General features: G+C 64.5%; 31 protein-coding genes. 17 read left to right on the top strand and 14 right to left on the bottom strand.

From position 1 onward, the window contains the following. Nucleotides 1–14: 14 nt before the first annotated feature. The 10 genes from LB519_RS16585 to arsK all read left to right on the top strand — a co-directional run bounded on the left by LB519_RS16585 (nt 15) and on the right by arsK (nt 8,320). Nucleotides 15–398 (top strand): ACT domain-containing protein, encoded by a 384-nt coding sequence (locus LB519_RS16585; protein ID WP_063172670.1) that lies wholly within the window; start codon nt 15–17, stop codon nt 396–398. Nucleotides 399–558: 160 nt separating this feature from the next. Then, the gene (locus tag LB519_RS16580; protein ID WP_224620627.1) at nt 559–1,992 is read left to right on the top strand and encodes an aldehyde dehydrogenase family protein; all 1,434 of its coding nucleotides are present in this window, start codon (nt 559–561) and stop codon (nt 1,990–1,992) included. Nucleotides 1,993–2,136: 144 nt separating this feature from the next. After that, nucleotides 2,137–2,559 (top strand): MbcA/ParS/Xre antitoxin family protein, encoded by a 423-nt coding sequence (locus LB519_RS16575; RefSeq protein WP_013530547.1) that lies wholly within the window; start codon nt 2,137–2,139, stop codon nt 2,557–2,559. Continuing rightward, nucleotides 2,553–3,254 (top strand): RES family NAD+ phosphorylase, encoded by a 702-nt coding sequence (locus LB519_RS16570; RefSeq protein WP_224620626.1) that lies wholly within the window; start codon nt 2,553–2,555, stop codon nt 3,252–3,254. The genes LB519_RS16575 and LB519_RS16570 overlap by 7 nt, the downstream gene beginning before the upstream one ends. Before the next feature lie 70 nt (nt 3,255–3,324). Next, complete coding sequence (locus tag LB519_RS16565) at nt 3,325–3,657, top strand: ArsR/SmtB family transcription factor (RefSeq protein ID WP_013530549.1); 333 nt, start codon at nt 3,325–3,327, stop codon at nt 3,655–3,657. Nucleotides 3,658–3,704: 47 nt separating this feature from the next. Beyond that, entirely contained in the window at nt 3,705–4,814 is a 1,110-nt protein-coding gene (arsB, locus tag LB519_RS16560; RefSeq protein WP_263484808.1) for an ACR3 family arsenite efflux transporter, read from the top strand. Then, the gene (gene arsC, locus LB519_RS16555) at nt 4,811–5,233 is read left to right on the top strand and encodes an arsenate reductase (glutaredoxin) (protein ID WP_224620625.1); all 423 of its coding nucleotides are present in this window, start codon (nt 4,811–4,813) and stop codon (nt 5,231–5,233) included. Before arsB ends, arsC begins: the two co-directional genes overlap by 4 nt. 63 nt (nt 5,234–5,296) lie before the next feature. Further along, the gene (locus tag LB519_RS16550) at nt 5,297–5,617 is read left to right on the top strand and encodes an ArsR/SmtB family transcription factor (RefSeq protein ID WP_224620624.1); all 321 of its coding nucleotides are present in this window, start codon (nt 5,297–5,299) and stop codon (nt 5,615–5,617) included. Nucleotides 5,618–5,661: 44 nt separating this feature from the next. After that, nucleotides 5,662–7,083, top strand: coding sequence for an NAD(P)-binding domain-containing protein (locus LB519_RS16545; protein ID WP_224620623.1), 1,422 nt, complete (start codon nt 5,662–5,664; stop codon nt 7,081–7,083). After that, nucleotides 7,076–8,320, top strand: coding sequence for an arsenite efflux MFS transporter ArsK (gene arsK, locus LB519_RS16540; RefSeq protein ID WP_224620622.1), 1,245 nt, complete (start codon nt 7,076–7,078; stop codon nt 8,318–8,320). Before LB519_RS16545 ends, arsK begins: the two co-directional genes overlap by 8 nt. Nucleotides 8,321–8,330: 10 nt before the next feature. Here arsK and LB519_RS16535 read toward each other — a convergent pair whose 3' ends face one another. From LB519_RS16535 to LB519_RS16505, 7 genes are all read right to left on the bottom strand, one after another. Further along, on the bottom strand, nt 8,331–9,059 hold the full coding sequence (locus LB519_RS16535; protein WP_224620746.1) for an amino acid ABC transporter ATP-binding protein: 729 nt from the start codon (nt 9,057–9,059) through the stop codon (nt 8,331–8,333). A gap of 56 nt (nt 9,060–9,115) precedes the next feature. Continuing rightward, entirely contained in the window at nt 9,116–9,790 is a 675-nt protein-coding gene (locus tag LB519_RS16530; protein ID WP_063168655.1) for an amino acid ABC transporter permease, read from the bottom strand. Then, a complete protein-coding gene (locus LB519_RS16525; RefSeq protein WP_013530557.1) occupies nt 9,787–10,458 on the bottom strand; it encodes an amino acid ABC transporter permease in 672 nt (223 codons plus the stop codon). The genes LB519_RS16530 and LB519_RS16525 overlap by 4 nt, the downstream gene beginning before the upstream one ends. A 105-nt stretch (nt 10,459–10,563) precedes the next feature. Continuing rightward, on the bottom strand, nt 10,564–11,370 hold the full coding sequence (locus LB519_RS16520) for an ABC transporter substrate-binding protein (RefSeq protein ID WP_064994007.1): 807 nt from the start codon (nt 11,368–11,370) through the stop codon (nt 10,564–10,566). 110 nt (nt 11,371–11,480) lie between these two features. Continuing rightward, entirely contained in the window at nt 11,481–12,644 is a 1,164-nt protein-coding gene (locus LB519_RS16515) for a saccharopine dehydrogenase family protein (RefSeq protein ID WP_224620621.1), read from the bottom strand. Beyond that, entirely contained in the window at nt 12,641–13,141 is a 501-nt protein-coding gene (locus tag LB519_RS16510; RefSeq protein ID WP_024501775.1) for an Lrp/AsnC family transcriptional regulator, read from the bottom strand. Before LB519_RS16510 ends, LB519_RS16515 begins: the two co-directional genes overlap by 4 nt. A gap of 131 nt (nt 13,142–13,272) precedes the next feature. Beyond that, nucleotides 13,273–14,145 carry a LysR substrate-binding domain-containing protein gene (locus LB519_RS16505; RefSeq protein ID WP_224620620.1) on the bottom strand — a complete coding sequence of 291 codons (873 nt, stop codon included), beginning with the start codon at nt 14,143–14,145 and terminating at the stop codon, nt 13,273–13,275. A 137-nt stretch (nt 14,146–14,282) separates the two neighbouring features. Between LB519_RS16505 and LB519_RS16500 the strand changes: the two genes are divergently transcribed. Next, nucleotides 14,283–14,489, top strand: a complete 207-nt coding sequence (locus LB519_RS16500) for a hypothetical protein (protein WP_063168653.1) — start codon at nt 14,283–14,285, stop codon at nt 14,487–14,489. 21 nt (nt 14,490–14,510) lie between these two features. Continuing rightward, a complete protein-coding gene (locus LB519_RS16495) occupies nt 14,511–15,260 on the top strand; it encodes a sulfite exporter TauE/SafE family protein (protein WP_063168652.1) in 750 nt (249 codons plus the stop codon). A gap of 35 nt (nt 15,261–15,295) precedes the next feature. Here LB519_RS16495 and LB519_RS16490 read toward each other — a convergent pair whose 3' ends face one another. From LB519_RS16490 to LB519_RS16480, 3 genes are all read right to left on the bottom strand, one after another. Further along, nucleotides 15,296–15,790, bottom strand: coding sequence for a GNAT family N-acetyltransferase (locus tag LB519_RS16490; RefSeq protein WP_063168651.1), 495 nt, complete (start codon nt 15,788–15,790; stop codon nt 15,296–15,298). Continuing rightward, nucleotides 15,787–16,077: a DUF1778 domain-containing protein gene (locus LB519_RS16485; RefSeq protein ID WP_013530564.1), complete on the bottom strand. Its 291-nt coding sequence runs from the start codon at nt 16,075–16,077 to the stop codon at nt 15,787–15,789. The genes LB519_RS16490 and LB519_RS16485 overlap by 4 nt, the downstream gene beginning before the upstream one ends. An 86-nt stretch (nt 16,078–16,163) precedes the next feature. Then, nucleotides 16,164–16,613, bottom strand: coding sequence for a universal stress protein (locus tag LB519_RS16480; protein WP_027160859.1), 450 nt, complete (start codon nt 16,611–16,613; stop codon nt 16,164–16,166). Nucleotides 16,614–16,822: 209 nt separating this feature from the next. On the opposite strand from LB519_RS16480, the gene LB519_RS16475 reads away from it, so the two are divergent. After that, nucleotides 16,823–17,404 (top strand): histidine phosphatase family protein, encoded by a 582-nt coding sequence (locus LB519_RS16475; protein ID WP_063168650.1) that lies wholly within the window; start codon nt 16,823–16,825, stop codon nt 17,402–17,404. A gap of 30 nt (nt 17,405–17,434) precedes the next feature. Here the strand turns inward: LB519_RS16475 and LB519_RS16470 are convergent, their stop codons facing one another. Together LB519_RS16470 and LB519_RS16465 are read right to left on the bottom strand one after the other, a co-directional pair. Further along, entirely contained in the window at nt 17,435–17,836 is a 402-nt protein-coding gene (locus LB519_RS16470; protein WP_013530567.1) for a VOC family protein, read from the bottom strand. 120 nt (nt 17,837–17,956) lie between these two features. Beyond that, entirely contained in the window at nt 17,957–18,709 is a 753-nt protein-coding gene (locus tag LB519_RS16465) for a pseudouridine synthase (protein WP_063170295.1), read from the bottom strand. A 158-nt stretch (nt 18,710–18,867) separates the two neighbouring features. Here LB519_RS16465 and LB519_RS16460 point away from each other — a divergent pair, with 158 nt between their 5' ends. Then, a complete protein-coding gene (locus LB519_RS16460) occupies nt 18,868–19,314 on the top strand; it encodes an SRPBCC family protein (RefSeq protein WP_063168649.1) in 447 nt (148 codons plus the stop codon). Nucleotides 19,315–19,355: 41 nt separating this feature from the next. Here the strand turns inward: LB519_RS16460 and LB519_RS16455 are convergent, their stop codons facing one another. Next, complete coding sequence (locus LB519_RS16455; RefSeq protein ID WP_063168648.1) at nt 19,356–20,198, bottom strand: helix-turn-helix transcriptional regulator; 843 nt, start codon at nt 20,196–20,198, stop codon at nt 19,356–19,358. A gap of 78 nt (nt 20,199–20,276) precedes the next feature. On the opposite strand from LB519_RS16455, the gene LB519_RS16450 reads away from it, so the two are divergent. Next, the gene (locus LB519_RS16450; protein ID WP_024501766.1) at nt 20,277–21,161 is read left to right on the top strand and encodes an SDR family oxidoreductase; all 885 of its coding nucleotides are present in this window, start codon (nt 20,277–20,279) and stop codon (nt 21,159–21,161) included. Nucleotides 21,162–21,273: 112 nt separating this feature from the next. Here LB519_RS16450 and LB519_RS16445 read toward each other — a convergent pair whose 3' ends face one another. Then, nucleotides 21,274–21,975: a RibD family protein gene (locus tag LB519_RS16445; protein ID WP_224620619.1), complete on the bottom strand. Its 702-nt coding sequence runs from the start codon at nt 21,973–21,975 to the stop codon at nt 21,274–21,276. A 125-nt stretch (nt 21,976–22,100) separates the two neighbouring features. On the opposite strand from LB519_RS16445, the gene LB519_RS16440 reads away from it, so the two are divergent. Further along, nucleotides 22,101–22,664 (top strand): dienelactone hydrolase family protein, encoded by a 564-nt coding sequence (locus LB519_RS16440; RefSeq protein WP_024501764.1) that lies wholly within the window; start codon nt 22,101–22,103, stop codon nt 22,662–22,664. Nucleotides 22,665–22,970: 306 nt separating this feature from the next. Beyond that, nucleotides 22,971–23,918, top strand: a complete 948-nt coding sequence (locus LB519_RS16435) for a substrate-binding domain-containing protein (protein ID WP_013530574.1) — start codon at nt 22,971–22,973, stop codon at nt 23,916–23,918. The last annotated feature ends 256 nt before the right edge of the window (nt 23,919–24,174 follow it).

Genomic DNA, 24,174 nt, shown 5'->3' with positions numbered 1-24,174 from the left:
GAAGGATTTCGATAATGGCTGCCAAGGTCAGGCTTAAGCAACTCCCGGGGTCTTACGCGGTTTCCCGGCTGGCGGCGGGCGAGACCATTCCCGGTTGGGCGGACGGACCAGGCTTCGTCAGCATCACAAGGACCGACGACGAGCTTTCGATCGTTTGCCTGCAGGACCGCGTGCCGCATGCCGTCAAGCAGGATATCGACTGGGTGGCCTTCAAGCTCCTGGGCCCGTTCGCCTTCGACGAAACCGGTATCGTGCTGTCGGTCATCAGGCCGTTGTCGGAAAACGGGTTGGGCATCTTCGTGGTGTCCACTTTCGATGGCGACCATCTCCTGGTGAAAGCCACGGATCAGGCCGCGGCGAGGCGGTTTCTGGTCGAGGCCGGGCATACCTTGCTGTAGTCCATCCTCACCAAGCTGGTTGCTGCCCAACCGCTCTGGCTCAATCACTGCCGCACTGGCTCAACCACTTCGGGGGTTGTGTTTGACAGCGGCGTTTGTGCATCGTTATCTCCAGCCAGATATGACGGCCCGGCGCGACCATGCGGCCAAGGAGAAAACGATGTCACACAATCTGCAGTTCTACATCGATGGCGCGTGGGTCGATCCTGTTGTGCCCAACACATTGGACGTCATCGATCCCTCGAATGAGGACGCTTTTGCGCAGATTTCGCTCGGCTCAAAGGCCGATGTCGACAAGGCGGTGGCTGCCGCCAAGCGCGCCTTCAACAGCTTTGGTTTCACCGAGGTCGGCGAGCGGCTCGACCTGTTGAACCGCATCATCACGGTCTACAAGAAGCGCAGTGGCGATCTTGCGATTGCCGTGTCGCGCGAGATGGGCGCGCCGCGCCAGATGGCGTTGGACAGCCAGGTCGGCATTGGGCTGGCGCATCTGACCAAAATGGCCGAGACGCTGAAGGCTTTCGAATTCCGCCACGTGAAGGGCAATCATCTCGTGGTCAAGGAGCCGATCGGTGTCGTCGGGCTGATCACGCCGTGGAACTGGCCGCTCAACCAGATCACCTGCAAGGTGGGTCCGGCGCTCGCCGCCGGCTGCACCATGGTGCTCAAGCCATCCGAGATCGCGCCGCTCGACGCCATCATCTTCGCCGAGATCCTCGACGAGGCCGGCGTGCCGAAGGGCGTCTTCAACCTCGTCAATGGCGACGGACCGGGCGTCGGCCAGGCGTTGTCCAGCCATCCTGACATCGACATGATGTCGTTCACCGGTTCGACCCGCGCCGGCATCCTGGTGGCCAAGGCCGCTGCCGACACGGTCAAGCGCGTGCATCAGGAGCTTGGTGGCAAGTCGGCCAACATTCTGTTCCCCGACGTCGACCTCGCAAGCGCGGTCAGCAAGGGCGTGGCCGGTTGCTTCAGCAACAGCGGCCAGTCCTGCAACGCGCCAACGCGCATGTTCGTGCCGCGCGAGCGCCATGACGAGGCGGCCCGCTATGCCAAGGTTGCGGCGGAAAAATTCACCGTCGGTCCGGCCGACGCTGCCGGCACCAAGCTCGGCCCGGTCGTCAGCCAGGTTCAGTTCGACAAGATCCAGGACCTGATCCAGGCCGGCATCGACGAGGGTGCGACGTTGGTCGCCGGCGGCCCCGGCCGTCCGGCCGAACTCAACCGCGGCTACTATGTCAGGCCGACAGTGTTCGCCGACGTTACCCACGACATGCGCATCGCGCGCGAGGAGATCTTTGGGCCGGTACTGGCGATCATGCCCTATGGCAGCGTCGACGAGGTGGTCGAGACCGCCAACGACACCGTCTATGGCCTCGCCTCCTACATCCAGGCCAAGGACATGAAGAAGGCGCGCGAAGTCGCGGCGCGCATGCGCACCGGCAATGTCTACATCAACTATCCCCAGTGGGACGCCGGCCTGCCGTTCGGCGGCTACAAGCAGTCGGGCAATGGCCGCGAATATGCCGAATACGGACTTGAGGATTTCCTCGAGATCAAGGGCATCGCGGGATATGAGGCGGCTGAGTAGGCACCGTACAGTGTGATGCAATAAAGGGCGCGGCCTGCGGTGTGGGCCGCGCCTTTTCATTTTGCAGCCAAGCCTTGCCATCTCCGCATTCTTGCCAATTGGCAAATACATGCTATATATCTGCCAATCAGCAAGGTGAACGCAATGCAGCTTCAGTCCATCGTCACCACGCCGGCCACGTTCGGAGCCGCTATCTCGGATGAAGAAGCGGGCGCGCTGGCGCGCACCACGGTCAATCTGTTCAAGGCCTGGAATCTCACCGACCTGGAGGCCTGCATCCTGCTCGGCGGCATGTCGGCGCGGACCTGGGCACGCTGGAAGACTGGGGCGAAGGAAGGTGGCATCGGCAGGATCGACCGCGACCTGCGCACCCGCATGGCGCATCTGATGGGCATCCACAAGGGCCTGCGCTACCTTTTCACGGAGCCGGCGCGCGGCTATGCCTGGATCCGCAAGCCCAATGCCACCTTTGGCGGCCAGTCGGCGCTCGACCTGATGCTGCGCGGCGAAATCTCCGATCTCTCGGCGATGCGCGAATGGCTCGATGCGGAGCGTGGTGCATGGTGAGTGGGCTTGCGGTCCGTCGCCGCGTCGACTGGCACAAGACCTTCCGCATCATCCGTTCCATCCACCCACCGATCGACCTGTTCGAAGACATTGCCGACCCGCGCGACTGGGAGGCGCTGGCCGCCGTCGAGGCGAAGACCAACCCGCGCATAAGGTTCGAGATTGGCGATCTCGGCAAGGTTTCGGCCGCAAGGCGGGTTTCCGGCCCCGGCGCCAGCTTCGTGATGGCGCCCTTCGTGCACTGTTCGACGCTGCGGCCGGGACGCTTCTCGGATGGCAGCTACGGGATCTATTATGCCGGCGACAGCGAGGAGGTGGCGCTTGCCGAGACCATCCACCACCATCAGAAATTCATGCGCGCCACAGACGAAGGGCCGGGCTGGACGGCGGATTTCCGCGTGCTGATCGGCAACGTCGACCGCGATCTCGATGACGTCAACGCCGTGCCCGGCGTGCTCGACCCGGACGACTATTCCGCCTCGCAGGCGGAAGGGCGGGCGCTGCGGGCAGCCGGCAGCGACGGGCTGGTGTGGAACAGCGTGCGCATGCCGGGCGGCGGCTGCATCGGCATCTTCTGGCCCGACGTCATTGCCGTTCCAGTGCAGGGCCGCCACTACAGCTACCACTGGGACGGTGCCCGGGTGGACTTCGTGCGCCAGCACGATACGGGAAAGGTGCTTGCCGTCACATCATAGCGGCGGACATCCTTTACAGATCGTGGGGGAGTCGATATTCACGAATCCATAAATCCAAGGATTCGGATATATGAATAGGAAGGGCACTTTGAACGCGCTGGCCGCACTTGGCCAGGAGACGCGGCTGGATGTCTTCCGGCTGCTCGTGCGTGCCGGTCCGGAAGGCATTCCAGCCGGCGAGATCGCAACGAGGCTGGACACGGTCCAGAACACCATGTCGGCGCATCTGAAGGTGCTCGCCCATGCCGGGCTGATCCGTCCCGAACGCGACGGAAGGACCGTGCGCTATGTCGCCGACATGACCGGCTTGCGCGACCTGCTGGCCTATCTGATGGAAGATTGCTGCAATGGCGCGCCGGAGCTCTGCCGCCCGGTCATCAATGCCGTGACCTGTGACTGCTGAGGGGCTTGTGACTGTCCGCCGCGCGCCGTTCGAACAAGGAAGCCATCATGACCGATCATGCTCTGAACACAGCTGAGGCGGTGCGGCCCGGCATCGGCTTCGTCGAGAAATATCTGACGGTGTGGGTGGCACTGTGCATCGTCGCGGGCATCGCGCTTGGCCATCTGCTGCCGGGCGTGTTCGGCGCCATCGCGTCGGCCGAGATCGCCAGGGTCAACATTCCTGTCGCCGTGCTGATCTGGCTGATGATCGTGCCGATGCTCTTGCGCGTCGATTTCGCCTCGCTAGCCAAGGTCGGCACCTATTGGCGCGGCATCGGCGTGACGCTGTTCATCAACTGGGCGGTGAAGCCGTTCTCGATGGCGCTGCTGGGCTGGCTCTTCATCGGCTGGTTGTTCCGGCCGTGGCTGCCCGCCGTGCAGATCGATTCCTACATTGCCGGGCTGATCATCCTTGCCGCGGCACCGTGCACGGCGATGGTGTTCGTCTGGTCGAACCTGACGCGCGGCGAGCCGAATTTCACGCTGTCGCAGGTGGCGCTCAACGACGCGATCATGATCGTCGCCTTCGCGCCAATCGTCGGCCTGCTGCTCGGCCTGTCGGCGATCACCGTGCCATGGGGCACGCTGATGCTGTCGGTCGCACTCTACATCGTCGCGCCGGTGATCGTCGCGCAACTGGTTCGTGGCCGGCTGCTGGCAGCGAGGGGACAGGCCGGGCTTGAGGCCCTGCTTGCCACGCTGCAGCCCCTGTCGCTGGTTGCCTTGCTGGCGACGTTGGTGCTGCTGTTCGGCTTCCAGGGCGAGCAGATCATCGCGCAACCATTGGTGATCGTGCTGCTGGCGGTGCCGATCCTGATCCAGGTCTATTTCAATTCCGGTCTTGCCTATCTGCTCAACCGCCTCAGCGGCGAACGGCACTGCGTGGCTGGACCATCGGCGCTGATCGGCGCGTCGAACTTCTTCGAGCTGGCGGTGGCCGCCGCGATCGCGCTGTTCGGGCTGAATTCTGGCGCGGCCCTTGCCACCGTGGTCGGGGTGCTTATCGAGGTTCCGGTCATGCTGTCGGTGGTGTGGATCGTGAACCGCAGCAAGGGCTGGTATGAGATGGGCGACGCCGTCCGGAATACCATATCGGTTGAGAGGGTCTCGAAATGACCATCACCATCTACCACAATCCCAATTGCGGCACGTCGCGCAACACGTTGGCCATGATCCGCCAGTCGGGCGAGGAGCCGGAGGTGATCGAATATCTGAAGACGCCGCCATCGCGCCAAAGGTTGGTCGACCTGATCGCGGCGATGCGCATCACACCGCGCGACCTGCTGCGCGAGAAGGGCACACCCTATGCCGAACTCGGCCTTGCCGACCCGAAATGGTCCGACCAGCAGATCCTCGATTTCATGCTGGCACATCCGATCCTGATCAACCGGCCGATCGTCGTCAGTCCGCTCGGCGTCGTCCTTGCGCGGCCGTCGGAAAAGGTACTGGACATCCTGCCCAACCCGGAGATCGGCGCGTTCACCAAGGAGGATGGCGAGGTGGTCATTTACGCCTCGGGCAAGCGCCCCGGTTGACGCTATTTCCATAATTTTCGAAATTGGGTTGACGGCGCGAAAAGTGCTGCGTAGCTTATTTCCATGAGACTCGAAAAAGCAGCAGCCCAACTCGAAGCGCTCGGCAATCCGACTCGGCTTCAGCTCTATCGCATCCTGGTACGCGCCGGTGATGACGGGCTTGCCGTCGGCAGCGTCCAGGGCAGGCTCGACATTCCGTCCTCCACGCTGTCGCATCACCTCAAACGGCTGGTCGATACCGGGCTTGTCACGCAGGAACGGCAAGCGACGACGCTGATCTGCCGCGCCAACTACCCCGGCATGAATGCGCTGATCGGCTATCTCGCCGACGAGTGCTGCGCGGATGCTGCCTGCGCGCCCGCCGTCGGCAAAGCACTGGCCTGATTTTTCTGCGCGTATAATTCGAAGATACCGGAAGGATCGAACCTATGGACATGATGACAGATCTTCCCGTCGCGGTAATTGGCGCCGGCCCGGTCGGCCTTGCCGCCGCGGCGCATCTGGTCGAGCGCGGCATCCGTCCACTCATCCTGGAGCGCGGCGAAAGTGTTGGGGCCGCACTGCTCGAATGGGGCCATGTGCGGGTGTTCTCGCCTTGGGAATACAACATCGACGCGGCGGGGCGGGCGCTGCTCGACCGCTCCGGCTGGACGTCGCCGGACAGCCAGGGCCTGCCGACCGGCGGCGAGATCGTGCGCGACTATCTGGCGCCGCTTGGCCGGCTTCCGGCGATCGCCGCCAATTTGAAGCTCGGCGCCGAGGTCACCGCGATCACCCGTCAGGGGCACGACAAGGTCGCCAATGAGGGCCGCAAGGACGCGCCCTTCGTCATCCGCTACCGCGATGGCGGCGGTGAGCACCGCTTTCTCGCACGCGCCGTCATCGACGCATCCGGAACATGGTGGCGGCCAAACCCGATCGGCATCGACGGGCTGCCGGTTGCCGGCGAAGGCAAGGCGTCGGCACGCATCGCCTATGGCATTCCCGACGTGGTCGGCAAGGCGAGAGAAGACTATGCGGGCAAGCGCATCCTGGTCATCGGCGGCGGGCACTCGGCCATCAACGTCGCGCTGGCGCTGATGGAGTTGCAGGATGGCGCGCCTGGCACCGAAATCTTCTGGGCGCTGCGGCACGCCAACATCGAGAGATTGCTCGGCGGCGGGCTGAACGACCAGTTGCCGGAACGTGGTGCGCTTGGGCTGGCCGCAAGGCAGGCGATGGCGGACGGCAGGCTGAACATGCTGACGGGCTTCGCCGTCGACCGCATCGAGACGCAAGGCGAGAAGCTTGCCGTCGACGCCCACCTCGCCGGCAAGCCGTTCAGCATGGCCGTGGACCGCATCGTCGTCACCACCGGCTTCAGGCCAGACCTGTCGTTCCTCGGCGAAATCCGCATCGCGCTCGATCCCGTCGTCGAAGCGCCGCCGGCACTGGCGCCGCTGATCGATCCGAACTTCCACTCATGCGGCACGGTTCCCGCGCATGGCATTGCGGAACTCGCGCATCCCGAACCCGGTTTCACCATCGTCGGCTCGAAATCCTACGGCCGTGCCCCGACTTTCCTGATGGCGACCGGCTACGAGCAGGTCCGCTCGGTGGTGGCCGATATTGCCGGAGACCATGCCGCGGCCCGCGAGGTGCGGCTGGTGCTGCCGGAGACCGGCGTGTGCAGCGCCGTCGGTGTCGCGACGGTATCGGAAAGCGCCGGCTGCTGTGGCGGGCCTGCCCCCGCCGCTGTCGATGCCTGCTGCGTCAGGGATGCGGCCGCCAAGGCAACGGGCGCGTCGGGTTGCGGCTGCGCAACCGATGCCGAGCCGAGAAGAGCCGTATCGGCCGGCATCGATGCCTGACCGGTCCGTCCTGCGCAAGGCGATCTGGGCGCTTGGGCTGACCCAGATCATCGGCTACGGCACGCTCTATTACAGCTTCTCGATGCTGGCGCCGGCAATGGCACGCGAGTTCGGGCTCACGGAAGGCTGGGTATTCGCAGCCCTGTCGGCCTCGCTATTTGCCGGCAGCCTGTTCGCGCCGACTGCCGGGCGGTGGGCCGACCGCTTCGGCGCCGGTCGCATCATGACCGTCGGCTCGGTCGCGGCGGCTGTGGCGCTGGCGCTGTGCGCCGTCGCACCCGGCCGCGTGAGCTTCGTTCTGGGATTGCTGGCGATGGAACTGGCCTCCAGCTTCGTCCTCTACAGCGCTGCCTTCGTGGCGATCGTGCAGGTCGGGGTTCCCCGGCCGCAACGCAGCATCACCCATCTGACGCTGATCGCCGGGTTTGCCTCTACCCTGTTCTGGCCGCTGACCTCGGCGCTGCATGCGCATCTCACATGGCGCGAGGTCTACCTTTTGTTCGCCGCTCTCAATCTCGGCCTATGCCTGCCGATCCACGCCTGGCTGATGCGTCTGTCGCGTCGCCACGCAACGGTCACGCCGCATGAGCGCGGTTCCGCTCCCGATGAAGCGGGAATGCCGCTCGATGCGCGGCGCGGCCGGGCCGCATTCCTGCTGATGCTGGCGGGGTTCGCCACCGAAGGCTTCGTGCTGTCGGCGATCCTCATCCACATGGTGCCGCTGACGGCGGCCCTTGGGCTCGGCACCGCAGGCCTCTTCGTCTCGACCCTGTTCGGGCCGGCGCAGGTCGCCAGCCGGTTGATCAACATGCTGTTTGGCGGGCGGCTGCAGCAGACGCACCTTGCCGTCATTGCCGCGTCACTGCTCACGGCCGGGCTGTGTGCGCTGTTGCTGACCACGCCATGGCTGCCCGGCGCCTTCGTGTTCGTGTTCCTGTTCGGCCTCGGCTCCGGCCTCACCAGCATCGTCGGCGGCACCTTGCCGCTCGAACTCTTCGGCCGCGAAGGCTATGGCGCGCGGCTGGGATGGGCGAGCGCTGCCCGCCAGTTCACCTCGGCCTTCGCGCCGTTCGCGCTCGCCTTCATGATGACACGAACATCCGTCGCCAATTCCTTGTGGGTGCTGGTGGTCGTCGCCGCGAGCGGGGTCATCGCCTTCCTCGCCATCGCGCTGCTCAGGCGGCGCGGCGGCCAGGCAGCGTTTGCGATTGGCGGCAGCGCGGAAGAGGCGACCTGACCGCCCGCCTTTAGTGCCGCAGAATCTTGCTCAGGAAAGCGCGGCTGCGGTCGGTCTTGGGGTGTGAGAAGAACTCGTCGGGCGTGCCGCTTTCGACGATGGCGCCGGCGTCCATGAACACCACGCGCTGGGCGACCTTGCGGGCAAAGCCCATCTCGTGCGTCACCACCATCATGGTCATGCCTTCCTCGGCGACCGCGACCATGACGTCGAGCACTTCGGAAATCATCTCGGGATCGAGCGCCGAGGTCGGCTCGTCGAACAGCATGATTTTGGGCCGCATGCCGAGGCAACGCGCGATCGCCACGCGCTGCTGCTGGCCGCCGGAGAGCTGTGCTGGATAGGCATTGACCTTGTCGGCGAGGCCTACCTTGGCCAGCAATTCGCGGCCGGCCTTTTCGGCTTCGGCACGCGGGATCTTGCGGACATGGATGGGGGCGAGCGTGACGTTTTCGAGTGCCGTCTTATGCGGGTAGAGGTTGAACGACTGGAAGACGAAGCCGATCTCGGTGCGCAGCCGGGTCATGTTGGTGGCGGGGTCGCCCAGGCGCTGGCCGTCGACGACGAGGTCGCCGTTCTTGATCGCCTCCAGGCCGTTGACGCAGCGGATCAGAGTGCTTTTGCCCGAGCCGCTCGGGCCGCAGACGACGACCACTTCGCGCGGTTCGACGCTGAGCGTGATGTCCTTGAGCACGTTGAGCGAGCCGAACCATTTGTTGACGCCGCGAAAGTCGATCATGCCGGTTTTGGCAAGGCCCGTTTTGGTCATGTTTTCTGGACCTTTGGGGTTGGAAGTCACAACTGCACCTCGGCATGCGCCGCGCCCATGCGCTGCTCCAGCCGGCGGGCCAGCATGATCAGCGGATAGCAGACGATGAAATAGCCGACGCCGACGAGGAAGAACACCAGCAGGCCGTTGGGCACACGCTGCACCACCAGCCAGCCGACGCGGGTGAGGTCGGTCAATCCGATGGCCGAGACGACAGAAGAATCCTTGATCAGCAGCACATACTGCCCGACCAATGGCGGCAGCACGATGCGCATCGCCTGCGGCAGCACCACCTGGCGCATGCGCTGCCAGCGCGACAGGCCGGACGCCAGTGCCGCCTCGACCTGGCCTGTCGGCACCGAGCGGATGCCGGCGACGACGATCTCGCAGATGAAGCAGGCGGCGAGGTTGGTCAGCGCGATGATGCCGGCGGTGAAGGCATCGAGTTCGATGCCGAACTCAGGCAGGATGAAGAAGATCAGGAAGATCTGCACCAGGAACGGCGTGCCGCGGATCAGGTCGACCCAGGCCCCGATCAAACCCGAGATCAGACGGTTGCCGCCGGTCCGCAGGATGCCGAGGGCGAAGCCGAGCAGCGTGCCGAGCACCAGGCTGATCAGCGACAGCAACACGGTCATGCCGAGGCCGCGCAGGGCCAGTGGATAGGAGCCGGCGAGGCTTTGCAGTTGTTGCCAGATCATGTCCGCGCCCCCGCTGTGCCGAGCCAGCGGCTGGAGAGCCCAGCCAGTCCTTTCAGGCCGTAATAGAGCAGCAGATAGAAGGCGGCGATGGTGAGGAAACCTTCCGCCGGCATGAAGCGGTCGGAGGCGAGCAATTGGCCGGCGCGCGTCAGTTCCGAAACCGAGATCAGGGACAGAAGGGCGGAATCCTTGACCAGCACGATCGCCTGGCCGAGCAGCGGCGGGATCGTCACCTTGAAGGCTTGCGGCAGGACGACAAGGCGCATGCGCTGGACATAGGTCATGCCCGAAGCGACGCTGGCCTCGACCTGGCCGCGCGGGATCGACAGGATGCCGGCGCGAATGATTTCAGCGATATAGGCGCCGCTGTTCAGCGACAACGCGAGGATGCCGACGACGAGTTCCGGCAGAACGAAGCCGAGCCGGGGCAGGCCGAAATAAAGAAAATAGAGCTGCGCCAGCAAGGGCGTGGCACGCACCGCATCGATATAGGCCTTGGCCGGGGCGCGAAACAGCCAGCCGCGCTGCAGATTCATGGCGCACAGCACGATGCCGACGATGAGCGCGCCGACAAAGGACAGCGCCGACAGCCAAACGGTCGTGACCAGGCCCTGTCCGAACAACGGCAGGTATTCGACGATGGTGCGGAAACTGAAATTTTCGAGCATCGTTGGGTGAAATCCCCAGAGCGCAGGCAACGACAGATGAAACGAAATTCCGGGCGGCTTCGCGGCGTTTAAGATGCGCGCGAAACCGCCTGGATTTATCGCTGCTTAGTGATCCTTCTTCCAGGCGTCGGAATTGACCCAGTAGTCGAGGTTCTTCTGCAGTCGGCCGTCGATAGTGACCTGGTTGAGGAACAGGTTCATCCAGATCAACAGGTCCGGCTCATCATAGCGGGTGGCGAAGGCAAGCGGCTCCTTCGACAGAAGGTCCGGCATGATGGTGAAGGTGCCGGCCGGATAGGCGGTCGACTGGCCTTTGACCGCCGAGACGTCGTTGACGCCGCAGTCGGCCTGGCCGTTGTTGACGGCGTCAAGCAGCAGCGGACCGCCACCCTTGTAGCTCTTGATGTCGGCATCGGGGAAGGCTTTCTTGGCTTCCTTCTCGCCGGTGGCGCCGAGCAGCACGGCGATCTTGGTGCCCTTGGCCTTGCAGTCCTCGGTGGTCTTGAACTTGCTGTCGGCCTTGGTGAAGACGGTGCTGCCCGTGTACATGTAAGGCGTGGTGAAGGCGACCTTCATGCCGCGCGCCAGCGTCGGTGTCATGTCGGCAACCAGCAGGTCGGCCTTGCCCGACAGCAGCGCCGGGATCAAACCATCCCAGTCGAAGTCGAGGAAGGTGATTTTCACACCCATTTCCTTGGCCATCAGTTCGGCCAGTTCGACCGAACTGCCGGTGCGTTCGCCATTGGCGCCGACCAGCGAGAAGGGCGGTCCCTGGGTCTGCACGGCGACGCGCAATTCGCCGCGCTTGGTGATGTCGTCGAGCGTACCCGCACTGGCCGCAGCGGTGAGCCCGGCGAGCGCAAGCCCGGCGATGAAAAGTCTTCCGGCGATGAAAAGTCTGGCAATCTTCATTTCGGTATTCCTCCCTGTTGTCGTTAATGTGTGCCCGCGGTTCTCCTTGGGCTCCTTTTTGAGCGGCAGCGCCGTTGCCGGCGGCAGCCACCGTTCGAAAATCTTTCGCCTCAGTCCCGTGCCACCGTCTCGGAAACCGTGATGCCACGCCTGGCCAATTCATCGAAGAACCTGATGTCGGGCACATCCAGCAGCGGGTTCAAAAAGCCGGGTCTGGTGATCTCGCCCCTCGCCAGCATCTGCGCCACGATGCTGGCGGGATAGCCGACGCCGAGGCTCATGCCGAACAGGCCGGAAACGAGATCGCGTTCGATGATCAGGTCCGACGTCACCGTCTTGGCGCGGCCGCCTTCGAGGCCGGAAAAGACATTGCGCATCACGCAAAGATCCTTTTCGCCGGGGCCGTATTGCAATTGCGGGCCGAGCAGCCGGCCAAGGAATTCGCGCGGGCTGTTGGAGGTGCCGGGCACCTTGTCCTCAGAGAGGAAACCGAGTTCCTTCAACGGCGCCCAGAAGGCCGACCATCCCGGCCAGCGCAGTGTGTAGCGGCCGGAGCGGCGCAGCCCTTTTGCGGCGTCCAGCATCTCGACATAGTGCAGCGCGTCGCCATTGGGGAAGGCTTCGAGCCTGCCGAGGCCGGCAACCTCGATTTCATGGATGAACGGATTGTCGTGCTGCTGGCCGGCAGGCACTGCGACACGGTTCCCGTCCTCGATCATCACGCTGTCGCGGTTCTGGCTGACCAGGACCATGTCGAAATTCCAGCTCACCTTGTAGCACAGCGGCTTGGCCATCGCCTTCGGCTCGGGGATGCCGCCGCAATAGGAATCGATCGAAGAAATCGAGTCGAACTGCCTGGCGGCGCGCGCGTAGAGCACGAGGTCGATGCCGGGGTCGAGCCCGCATTCGGTCATGATCGAGACACCGGCCTGTTCGGCGGCCGGCGCCAGGTCGGCGATCGACTTGGCGTAGTTGGTGGTGACCAGCGGCGTGCGCGTGGCAATCGCGGCCTTTACCGCCTCGCGCATCAGCGGCTGCGGCAACAGGTCGATGACGGCGTCGACATCATCAAGCACAGTGGCCAGGGCCTGGCCGATCGCGCCCTCAGGCACCACGAAGCGCACGCGGGCAAGATCGGTCAGGCCGGCAAGCCGGGCCGGGCCGTCCGCTGCGGTATCGACGCAGACGATTTCCTCGACGCCGTCACTGGCGACGAGGTCGGCGATTGCCGCCCGGCCTTGCAGGCCGAGGCCGCCGAGTACCGCGATTTTCATGCCGGCTCCTTGCGATCGTCCGACCAGCAGCCTTCCGGCAGGCTGACCCATTTGTTGCAGGACGCCATCACGACGAATGTCTCGCTGCGCACGACTTCGCCTGGCTCGCCGGCGCCGGGGATCAGCTCGCTGGTGACGCGGTAGAGATCGGCGACGTCACCGGCCACCGTCACGTCGACGATGATATCGAAGCGTCCGGTGACCACCGAGGCCGAATTGACGAAGGGCAGTTCGGCAATGCGCTGCGCCAGTTCGCGGGCCCGGCCGCGCCCTTGGGCATTGATGCCGACAATGGCGGAGATCAGCTCGGGGCGCTCGGTCAGGTTCAGCAGCCCGACGATCTTGAGCAGGTTGCGGTCGAGCAGGTTGCGCAGCCGCGAGCGCACCGTCGGCACCGAAATCGCCAATATCTCGGCGATCCGGTTGATGCCCGGCTGGGCGTCCTGCGACAGCTGTTTGACCAGCCGCCGATCGGTCAGATCGAGATGTTCCCGCAAAGTCCCCGTCTTTCACAAAAGGAAAAAAGTTTGGCGATTTTTTTGCCAATGTGCAAACAAGCTACGTCACGAATATTTGAAAAGCAAGGCAATGATTCAGCGCTGATGAGGATAGGTGCTCGCTGTCCGGCTCACGCCAGCGCTGTCGCGAGCAATTTTGCCTGCGGTGTCAACTCGTCGAAGCGGCGGGCGCAGAGGTTGAGCTGGCGCGTTGCCCAATCATCGGTCAGCCGCAGTGTGCGTAGCGTCCGCGCCGAGCGGCGGGCGGCACTTTCCGGCACGATGGCGATGCCGGCACCTTGCGCGACCAGCCGGCAGACATTGTCGAGGCCGGGAACGCGGATGCGGACATGCAGATGGCCGCCAAGGCGGGCCGCCTGGCGGGCGATGTGCTCCTGCAGCGCATGGCCGGTGCTGAGGCCGACGAAAGATTCGCCGAGAAGCTCAGTGAGGTTGACGGTGCGGCCTTCAAGGCCGGGCCGGTTTCGCGCGGCGATCACCACCAGCCGGTCGATGAAGAACGGTTTCTGCTCGAGGTGCGCAAGGCCGGCCCAGGTGGCGGCGATGCCGAGATCGGCCGCACCACTGGCCACGGCTTGCGCGATCTCATGGCTGGGGCGCTCGTCGAGCTCGATGTCGATGCCGGGATGCGCGACAAGGAAGGCGGGCAGGATCTCGCGCAGCAACTCGGCTGTGGCGGCGGTGTTGGCCATCAGCCGGACGCGGGCGCGCAGGCCGGTGGCATAGGCGGCGAGGTCGCCGGTCATCGCTTCGATCTGGTTCTGCACCGCGCGCGCATGATGCAGCAGCGCCTGTCCGGCCGCCGTCGGCACCACCCCACGGCGCCGGCGCTCCAGCAGCGGCGCGCCGAGCCGCTCCTCCATGCCCTTGATGCGGGCGCTGGCCGACGCCAGGGCCAGTCCGGCAAGCTCGGCGCCATGGGTGATGCTGCCGCGTTCGGCCACCAGCAGGAACAGGCGGAGATCGACCAGATCGAAGCGCATTCTCTTGCTCCTGCGAATATTCAGCGCCGGGAAGGCGGTCGGCCAACCAGCCTTCGTCGTGGCCGAAGGCTGGCAGCGCAACTTCCACATTGTGATCGGCCAGGATTTTCGTCAAACAGTTTCGAAGGAGAATTGCGATGAACGAACGAACATCAGGCCGGCTCGGCATTCTTGAAAGCACGGCGATCGTGCTGGCCATTGCGGTGGCCGGCCTTGCCATGGCGCGAGCGGGATCAGGCCTGCGGGGATGCGCGGCGACGGTCGTATCCACCAGCCGCGATGCGGCGCCGGCAAAGGCCGCCAGCCCGGATGCCGACGCAACCGATATGCTGCTGCATGACTGATCCGGCCCTGAAGATACGATCATGCTGAGCGCCGGCATCCTCGCCTGGATCGGCGCCGTGTTCCTCGCCGCCGGCTTCGTCAAGGGCGTCGTCGGCATGGGCCTGCCGACCGTTGCGATGGGCCTGCTGGCGGTGACGATGCCGCCGGCGCAGGCGGCTGCCCTGCTCTTGATCCCGTCGCTGGTTACCAACCTCTGGCAATTGCTGACCGGCCCGTCCTTCGCCCGGCTGTGCAAGCGGCTGTGGACGATGATGGCCGGCGTGATGCTCGGCACCGTTGCCGGCGCCGGCCTGCTGACCGGCACGCATACGGGCGCGGCCTCAGTGGGGCTGGGCGCCGCACTGGTGCTTTATGCGATCCTCGGCCTCGCCAAAGCCGGCTTCACCACGCCGGCGCGCCGCGAAGCCTTGATGTCACCGCTGGTCGGGGTGGCGACCGGGCTGGTCACCGGCGCCACCGGCGTCTTCGTCATCCCGGCGGTGCCCTATCTGCAGTCGCTGCGGCTGGAGAAAGAAGACCTGATCCAGGCGCTCGGCCTGTCCTTCACCGTGTCGACGGCGGCGCTCGCCATCGGGTTGTTCAAGGCAGGCGCCCTGGCGTCGCCGAGTGCGCAACTGGTGGGGTCGGTCGCAGCCCTTGTGCCGGCGCTGGCCGGCATGTTCGCCGGCCAGGCGCTGCGCCAGAAGATGAGCGTCGAGACCTTCCGCAAAGTGTTCTTCGCGGGGTTGCTGGCGCTTGGGGTCTATCTCGTGGGGGAGTTGGTGTTCTAGGCGCCGGACTTCCCCAGAGCACTGGCAGGAAGTCGTCAGCCAATGCTTTCGCTGAGATCAGCGAGCGTGACCATGAGTGTCAACGGCTCGACCGGCGAGGGCTCGAACCCGATGGTGATGTAGAAAGCTCGGGCATCGTCGGAAATCGCATGCACCACTATGCCTTTGATGCCCAGTATTTCAGCAGCCTGGAGAATTCGTAGACCGGCATCCCTTACCAGCGCCCGACCGATGCCCCGACCGTGATAGGCTTGGTCTACGGCCAACCTGCCTAGCACTGCGACGGGGATCGGATCGGGCATGTTGCGCCGGAAACGGCTGGAAGCTTCGACCATTTTCACGGCGCCGCTGGCAACGGCATAGTAGCCAATCACACGGTTGCCTTTGCAAGTCACATAGGTCCGGGATGCACCGCCCGCTTGATTGGTGCGAGCACGTTTTTTCAACCAATCGTCGAGCGCTGTAATGCCCGACGAAAATTCCCCGAGTTCGTGATGATCCGCGAGTGGAACCGGGACCGACAGCGTCACGCAGCTTCCCACGGAGCCTTTGTCGTCATCGTGCGGCGCAATCGGTCGTTGGGCTGCGGCGGCGCGTCGAGGCGTGCCAGAAACGCAGCGTAGACATCCGGTTCGACGGTAAACACGAGACGGTTGAGCAACGCTTCCTCAGCGGCGCGTTGCGAGGCTTCAAGCATGAAGTCGGTGCGATTCTTACCGAGCAATTCGGCTGCGCGGTCGATCAGATTGCGAACTTCCGGCTTGACGCGGATGTTGAGCGGAACGCTCTTCGGCACCGGATGATGTGACGTTGGCATGGACGGCTCCTTCGTTGCGCATATCTAGCACAGCGTAACGACATTGTCATTACCCGCTTCGATGGAGCATGCGATCCGTAGTAGCCCTACCGCACGACCAGCACCGGGATCTCCGTGTAGGACAGCACTTCCGCCGTCTGGCTGCCGAGGAGCAGCTTGCCTAGTCCGCGGCGGCCGTGCGAAGCCATGACGATCAGGTCGCAGCCCAGGGCCTGCGACAGTTCCAGAATGGCTTCGGCGGGCCTTTTGTCCTCGACATGCACGACCTCCGCCGAGACGCCGGCGGCGTCGGCCGATGCCTTGCACTTGTCGAGAACTTCCTTGGCGTATTTGCGCGCTTCTTCCTGATAGGCGGCCAGTTCATCGCCGGCGGCGTAGCCGGCCATGGCGCCGCCCCAGGCGAAGATCGGGAATTGTTCGGAGACGGTGATGAAAGTAACAGAGGCGCCGAGGCCCTTGGCCAATGTCAGGCCGTGGGTAACGCCCTTGTCGGCCAGTTCCGATCCGTCCGTGGCGATGAGCAAATGTTTGTACATGATGACATGACCTGTTGCGCAAGGGCCGATGCCCTTGAGGTGGCGGGAGCCTTGTGGAGGGGCTGGCCTTGATATAGTTGCGGCCTCGGGCCGATCACAGGGCCGGCCCCGCCGCGGATCAAGGCCAGGCGACCACGCAGTCTTGTACCAAGCGGATTCCCCTTTGCCGCATCGTCGCCTAAGGTGCCGGTGACATTGAAAGGCAGTCCATGAGCAACCCGTATCCGCAAATCCATCTGGTCCGGCATGGTGAAACGGCATGGAGCCTTTCGGGGCAGCATACCGGCCGCACCGACATGCCGTTGACCCCGGTTGGCGAGGCCGCCGCGCGGGGTCTCGCGGACAGGCTCGAGGGCCTGTCTTTTTCGGCCGTATGGTCGAGCCCGTCGCAGCGCGCCTACAACACCAGCGTACTGGCCGGCTTCGGCGCGCAGAGCGTCAAGAAGGACGATCTGCAGGAGTGGGACTATGGCGCCTATGAGGGGCTGACGACAAAACAGATCCTGGCCGAGCGCCGCGGCTGGAATGTGTTTCGCGATGGGTGTCCAAAGGGCGAGATGGCGGCCGATGTCGGCGCGCGGGCCGACAGGATTATCGCTGGGCTGCGCGAGGCCAATGCCAGCATATTGGTGTTTTCCAGCGCGCATTTTCTGCGCGTGCTGGCGGCGCGCTGGATCGGGCTGCCGCCGGAGGGCGGCGCGCTGCTCGTGCTCGATACGGCCAGCATCAGCGTGCTCGGCTACGAGCATGATTTGAGCGAGCCGGTCATCCGGAAATGGAACCAGAAATAGAGCAGCTTCGGCCAGCGGCGCCGCTTACGCCTATCTGTCGAATTTCCTGATCGCCTCAGCGGTTACCGGCGTGAAGAAATTCACCAGATTGCCGTCAGGGTCGCGAAACAGCAGCGAGCGGTTGCCCCAGGGCATGGTGGTCGGCTTCTGCACAGTGATATTCCTGAGGAGGTCCGAGAGCCTGGCGAATTCAGCATCGACGTCGCCGACGCGGAACTCGATGATGGCGGTGTGGTTGTCGGCGGGGCGGGCGATGTCGCCGCCGAACAGCATCAAGGTGCGCGTGCTGCCGATCGCCAGCGTGCAGGTCGGCGTCGCCAGTTCGGCGAAGTCTTCCGTGTACACCGTCACGGGCATGCCGGTGATCTCACCGTAGAAGTGAACGAGACGCTGGACGTCCGACGTGATGATGCGGACGGAGACGAAATTCATTGCATTGGCTCCCTGATCGTTGAAGCCGTGGCCGGCTCCCATCCGACCTATAGGCCAGGCCTGCTGACAGCTTTCCGTCAGGAAGGATCGCCGTGCGCCTGCACCAGCGGCACGCCCTGCTTACCCCCTCAGCAGCGCCAACTCTTCTGCTGTCAAATGCCGTGCCGTACCCTTGGCGAGGTCGCCGAGCGGCAGGCGGCCGATAGCGATGCGGATGAGGCGCAGGACCTCGACGCCATGCGCGGCGAGCAGGCGACGGATGTGGCGGTTACGGCCTTCGTCGAGCACGATCTCCAGCCAGGCGGTGCGGCCGCCGCTGCGCAAGAGTTCGATCGAGCTGGCGGTCAGGGTCTCGCCGTCGACGGTCACGCCCGCGCGTAACGTCTCCAGCATCGCCTCGTCCGGCACCGTGCCGATCTGCACGTGATAGGTCTTGGGCAGATGCGAGGCCGGGTCCATCAGCCGGTTGGCAAACCGGGTGTCGTTGGTCATCAGCAGCATGCCTTCGCTGGCTTTGTCGAGCCGGCCTACCGGCGAGACGAAGGGCAGATCGAGCCCTTCCAGGCAGGCATAGACGGTGTCGCGCTGCTGCGGGTCGTCGCGGGTGGTGACCAGCCCGCGCGGCTTGTTGAGCATGAGGTAGACCTTGCGCTCGGCAACCACCGGCCTGTCGTCGACGACGATGCGGTCGCGGTCGAGGTCGACGCGCAGCGCCGCATCGCGCACCACCTTGCCGCCGACGCGCACGCGGCCTTCGGCGATCAGCACCTCGGCCTGTGTGCGCGAGCACAGGCCGAGCTTCGACAGCGCCCGGTTGAGACTGACGCCGGGCGCCCCCTGCCTGCCGCTCTGCCGTGTCTGCCGTGGTGTCATGGTGCCGTCTGCGCTGGTGGAGCCGACAGATGCCACGGGCTGCAATGGCTTCGCAAGCGTGGTGCTGTCTTCCTATACAGGGCAAGGGGCAATGGCGGCATCCGTACCGCCTGGAACAGCGATATTGTCGCCGCCGCATCCGCTATAATCTGCACCCCATGAGTGAGTCCGCTGCGCCGATAACCAAGACCGTCGTCATCGGTGCCGTGCCGGCCAAGGTCTGGCGGATACTAACGACGCCAGAAATGATCCCGCAATGGATGTCCGACGAGGAGTTGACCGTCAGCCTGCAAGGGCAGGCCGGCGGCGCGATCGTCATGCGCGGACTGCTGCACGGAATACCGTTCGAAAACCACGGCACCATCCGCACTTTTGAGCCGGGAATGAGCTTCGCCTACAGCTATTGGAGCACGCTGTCGGCCTCGCGTCTGGCGGACGTGCCCGAAAATCACACCGTGGTCAGCTTCGACCTGGCGCCGGCGGATGGGGGAACACTGTTGACACTGACGCTCAGCGACTTCGCCGAACCGGCGATCCGTCCGCACGCCAATCTCTACTGGGGACCGACCTTGCAGATCCTGAAGGCGGTCTGCGAGCGCGCTTGAGAGCGGGCGGGAGTCATCGCAGCGGATAGGTCGTCCCGCCCTTACTCTTTGGGGTGTCGGGTGAGGGCCAGCGTGCGAATACGGTCGGCGACGGCGCTGTCGACCGGGTTGTAGACGGTCAGGCTCAAATCCGGCCGGCCGTCGACCGCGAAGCCCGAATATTCCAGTTCGATATCGCCAAGTTCCGGGTGCTTCAGGCGCTTTGTCCCGTCGCCATGGCTGAGCACGCCGTTTTCCCGCCACAGGGCGGCAAACTCGGGGCTGGCGCTGCAGAGTTCGTCGACGAGTTCACGCACCTCGGAGACAGCACCGGCGCGTGCCGCATCGGCCCGGAACGCGCCCACCACGAAACGGGCGAGGTTTTGCCAGTCGTGCTGCCTGGCGCGGATATGGGGACTGAGGAACATGAAGCGCAGAATGTTGCGCTCGCCCTCGGGCAGGGTGCTGTAGTCGGTCAGCACGACCCTCGCGGCACGGTTCCAGGCAACGACGTCCCAGGTGGCGGTCCTGACTATGGCGGGGCTGGCATCGAGCGTGTCGATGAGGCGCTGCAGCCGGGGGCTGACGCCTTCGACGCCCCTGTAGCGGACCTCGGGCGGGCGCCCCAGCCCGAGCATGAAAAGATGTTCGCGCTCCGCCTCGGTCAGCAGCAGCCCCTTGGCGATGCGGTTGAGGACATCGGCCGAGGGTGCGCCGCCGCGGCCCTGTTCCAGCCATGTGTACCAGGTCGGGCTGATGTTGGCGCGTTGTGCGACCTCTTCGCGGCGCAGCCCCGGCGTGCGTCTGCGTCCGGAAAACCCGAATGATGCGGGATCAAGCCGGGTGCGCCGGTCTTTGAGGAACGCTGCTAGTGAGCCGGAATTGGAGGGCATCCTGTTAGCCATTATACCACGATAAGATCACTACTTTAATAGAATAATAGACCAGCAATATTACGCAGGCAACTGTACAGGAGATTTTGCATGCGTATCTTTCTCACCGGCGCGACCGGTTTCATCGGTTCGGCGATCGTTCCCGAACTCATCAAGGCAGGCCACCAGGTGGTCGGCGTGACCCGCTCCGACGCCGGCGCCGAGGCGCTGGCCGCCGCCGGTGCTGAAGTGCATCGCGGAACGCTCGAGGAGCCCGAAGGGCTGTGCGATGGCGCGGCCAAGGCGGACGGCGTGATCCACACGGCATTCGACCACGACTTTTCGCGGTTTGCCGAGAATTGCGAAAAGGACAAACGCGTCATCGCCGCACTGGGCGCCGCGCTCGCCGGCTCCGACCGGCCGCTGGTGATCACCTCCGGCGTCGGCATGGGCAGCCCCGGACATGGCCAGTTGGCGATCGAGGACGTCTTCAACGCCAGTCATCCCAATCCGCGCATCGCCTCGGAGCTGGCCGGCAATGCCTTGCTGGACGCCGGCATCAATGTGTCGGTGGTGCGGCTGCCGCAGGTCCACAATCCGGTCAAGCAAGGCCTTATCACGCCGCTCATCGAGATCGCGCGTGAAAGGGGCGTCTCGGCCTATGTCGGCGAAGGCCGCAATCGCTACTCCGCGGGCCACCTCCTCGATGCGGCGCGGCTTTACCGGCTCGCCGTGGAAAAGCGGCAGCCGGGCGCGCGCTATCACGCGGTCGGCGAGGAAGGTGTCGAAGTGCGCGCTATCGCCGAGGCGCTCGGCCGGGGTTTGAAATTGCCGGTGGTTTCCATTGCGCCGGAAAAGGCGGCGGAGCATTTCGGCTGGATGGCGATGTTCGCGCCGATGGATCTGCCGTCCTCCAGCGCTCTGACCCAGGCACGGCTCGGCTGGCACCCCACCGGCCCGACGCTGATCGCCGATCTCGACGCCATGCGGTATTGATGCGCTTAGCAACGCTCGAGGTGAGCCGAAGTCTCTGACTTCGTCATCCCTGGACGAAGCAGGAGCGCAGCTCCGTCGCGGAGACCCTGGGCCACGCCGCGACCTTTCGGGATTATGCTCCAGGGCTGACCGCGTAGCGCAGATGGACGAGCCCATGCGCCAGCGCCTCGCAGCTCTTCAGGGACAGCTGCGTCTTGCCCGCCAGGCCGCTCTCGCCGAACTCGACGAAACCCTGATTGGCGGCCCGCCCGTCGATCGCGGGTGCAACGAGAAGGCTCAATTCATCGACGAGCCCGGCGGCGAGGAAGGAGCCGTTGATGCTGGCGCCGCCCTCGAGCAGCAGCCAGCTTATGCCGAGTTCGCGTCCGAGGACCTCAAGCATCGCGGCGAGATCGACATCGGCGGTTTCCGCGACGATATAGGACACGCCGTCGGCGGCAAGCTCTGCCAAATGGCTGTCGGCAACGTCGCGCCCAAGCAGCACCACGACATGGTCGCCACCGATGTCGGGTTTGGAAAAGTGAAGCTTGCCCGAGGCATCGAGCGCCACGGCATAACTGTCCGCACCTATTTGCGCGAAATGATAGGGCCGGTCGACCTTGCCGGCATTGGCCGGCGGATGCGCGCCGGACTTGCTCATCTCGGCCATGGTGACGCGCCCGACGATCCAGGCATCAGCCGCGAGATCATTATGGATATGCTCATAGAGGCTCGACCACTCGGCCCGGGTGCCATCGGGGCTCGAGGTATAGCGGCTGGGGTGGAGGCTGCCGTCAAGGGATGCCAGCATATGGCAGATGATTTGCGGCTTCATGTTGTTCTCCAGTCGAGTGCTTTGGGTTCAGTCCAAAGTAGTGCCACGCGGGGAGAATGGAAGCCGCACGCCTCATGACGTACCCAGCCGTTGAGACGGCATGTGCCGGCAGGTATCATGACCGGATGTCCGCGAACATAATCCTGTTTCATTCGGTTCTGGGGCTGCGCGAGCACGAGCGGCATCTCGCTGGAAAGCTGGGCGCCGCCGGTCACGCCGTTTCGCTGCCGGACCTCTATGCGGGCGTGGCGACGGACGATCTCGAGCAAGGCTTCGCGATCAAGGCGCGGATCGGCTGGGAGGTCATTTGCCAAAGGGCGCGCGATGCCCTGGCCTCGACGCCCGGCGATACGGTGCTGGCGGGGATTTCGATGGGTGCAGGCGTGGTCGCGTCAGTCTGGGCCTTGCGGCCGCTGACGGCCAAGGTGCTGCTGTTGCATGGGCTGGCAACCGTGCCTGCGAACATCCGGCCCGGCCTGCCGGTTCAATTGCATGTCGCCGACACCGATCCGTTCTTCCCCGAGCCGGATGTCCGCGCCTGGCAGCACGCCGCCGAGGCCGCGCAAACCGATGTGCGGATCTTCCGCTATCCAAACTCGGGACATTATTTCTCGGATCCAGCTCTGCCCGACTACAACGACACAGCCGCGGCGCTGCTTTGGCAGCGTGTTCTGGCGTTCCTGGATTGAGAAGCAGAGGGGCGGCCTTGCATTGGAGGTCTTCCGACAAAGCGGCCCCCACGCCGGAAATCCAAAATCCGACAATTCCGATAATTTGCCTGGCACCGCTGTTATATCGATGTTGCACAAATGGTTGGCCCTGGGTTAGCATCCCTGCGCAGGCGTCGGTGGGAGGCTCTTTTTACAGCGGCGGCCAGCTGGAGCGGCATGCGTTTTCGGGCGCAGGGAGGATGCTCCACACTTTGAACCGACGCATGATCCTTCCTGAAACCGATCCCGGTTTTCGGGTCGTGCGTTCTTGTGGAGGAGGATCCCATGAACAGACGTGAATTCCTGCTGTCGTCCGCGGCTTTCGGCGCCATGATGGTTGCCGCGCCTTCTGTGTTTGCGCAGGACAAGCTCACTATCCTTGGCTCGGTGCCCAGTCTCGGCTTTCCGTTCTTCGTGCACATGCTGAACGAGATCAAGGCGGAAGCCGCCACGCAAGGCGTCAATCTGACCGAAAGCGACGGCCAGAACTCGGCCACCAAGCAGACCGCCGACATCGAGGCCGCCCTGGTGCAGAAGGTCAACGCCATCGTCATCTCGCCGCTCGACGTCAACGCCCTGGCGCCGGCCATCGAAGAAGCGGTCAAGGCCGGCGTTCCCGTGGTGACGATCGACCGCCGCGTAGACGGCGTCGAGGGCATCCTCGCCCATGTTGGCGCCGACAATGTGAAGGGCGGCGAGGCGGAAGCCAACGCCGTGGTGGCGGCGTTTCCCAACGGTGCCAAGCTGTTCCATCTGCAGGGCCAGCCCGGCGCCGGCCCGGCGATCGACCGCAACAAGGGCGTGCACAATGTGCTCGATCCTCTGAAGGACAAGTATCAGATCGTCTTCGAGCAGACCGCCAACTTCGCCCGCGCCGAGGCGCTGTCGGTGACCGAGGCTGGCCTTGCCGCCAACGGCAAACCCGACGCCATCGTCTGCGCCAATGACGACATGGCGCTGGGCGCCATGGAGGCTTGTGCCGCGCGCAACTTCACCGACGTCAAGATCTACGGCTTCGATGCACTGCCCGAAGCGCTGGTCGCCGTGCGCGACGGCAAGCTTGCGGGCACGGTCGAGCAATTCCCCGGCGAGCAGTCGCGCACTGCGGTGCGCATCGCGGTGGCCTTTGCCAAGGACAAGACCGAGCCGAAGGAGAAGCTGGTGCTGCTGACGCCAATCGTCATCGGCAAGGACAATCTCGACAAGGCGGAGCGGATTGGCGAGACGAAGTAGGGGTTTGGCGGGGATCGGCCGATTGGCAAAGCCGGCGGGACAGCGCCCCCCTCTGTCCTGCCGGACATCTCCCCCTCAAGGGGGGAGATCGACTGTTCCTCCTGCTTTCGCCAGTTCCCAAATGTTGAAAGAAAAGGTGTCGCCGGTGACACAGCCAATCTCCCTTGAGGGGGAGATGTCCGGCAGGACAGAGGGGGGCGTTCAAGCGCTGACAGGCGACATCAACTGCATGGAAGGAGCCACCCTTGCCGCCAGC

This window comes from Mesorhizobium sp. AD1-1 (assembly GCF_020164655.1).
In the GTDB taxonomy this organism is placed as follows: Bacteria; Pseudomonadota; Alphaproteobacteria; order Rhizobiales; family Rhizobiaceae; genus Mesorhizobium; species Mesorhizobium ciceri.
Note: the sequence above shows the minus strand (reverse complement) of the source record. Positions and strands in the feature narration are given on the sequence as shown.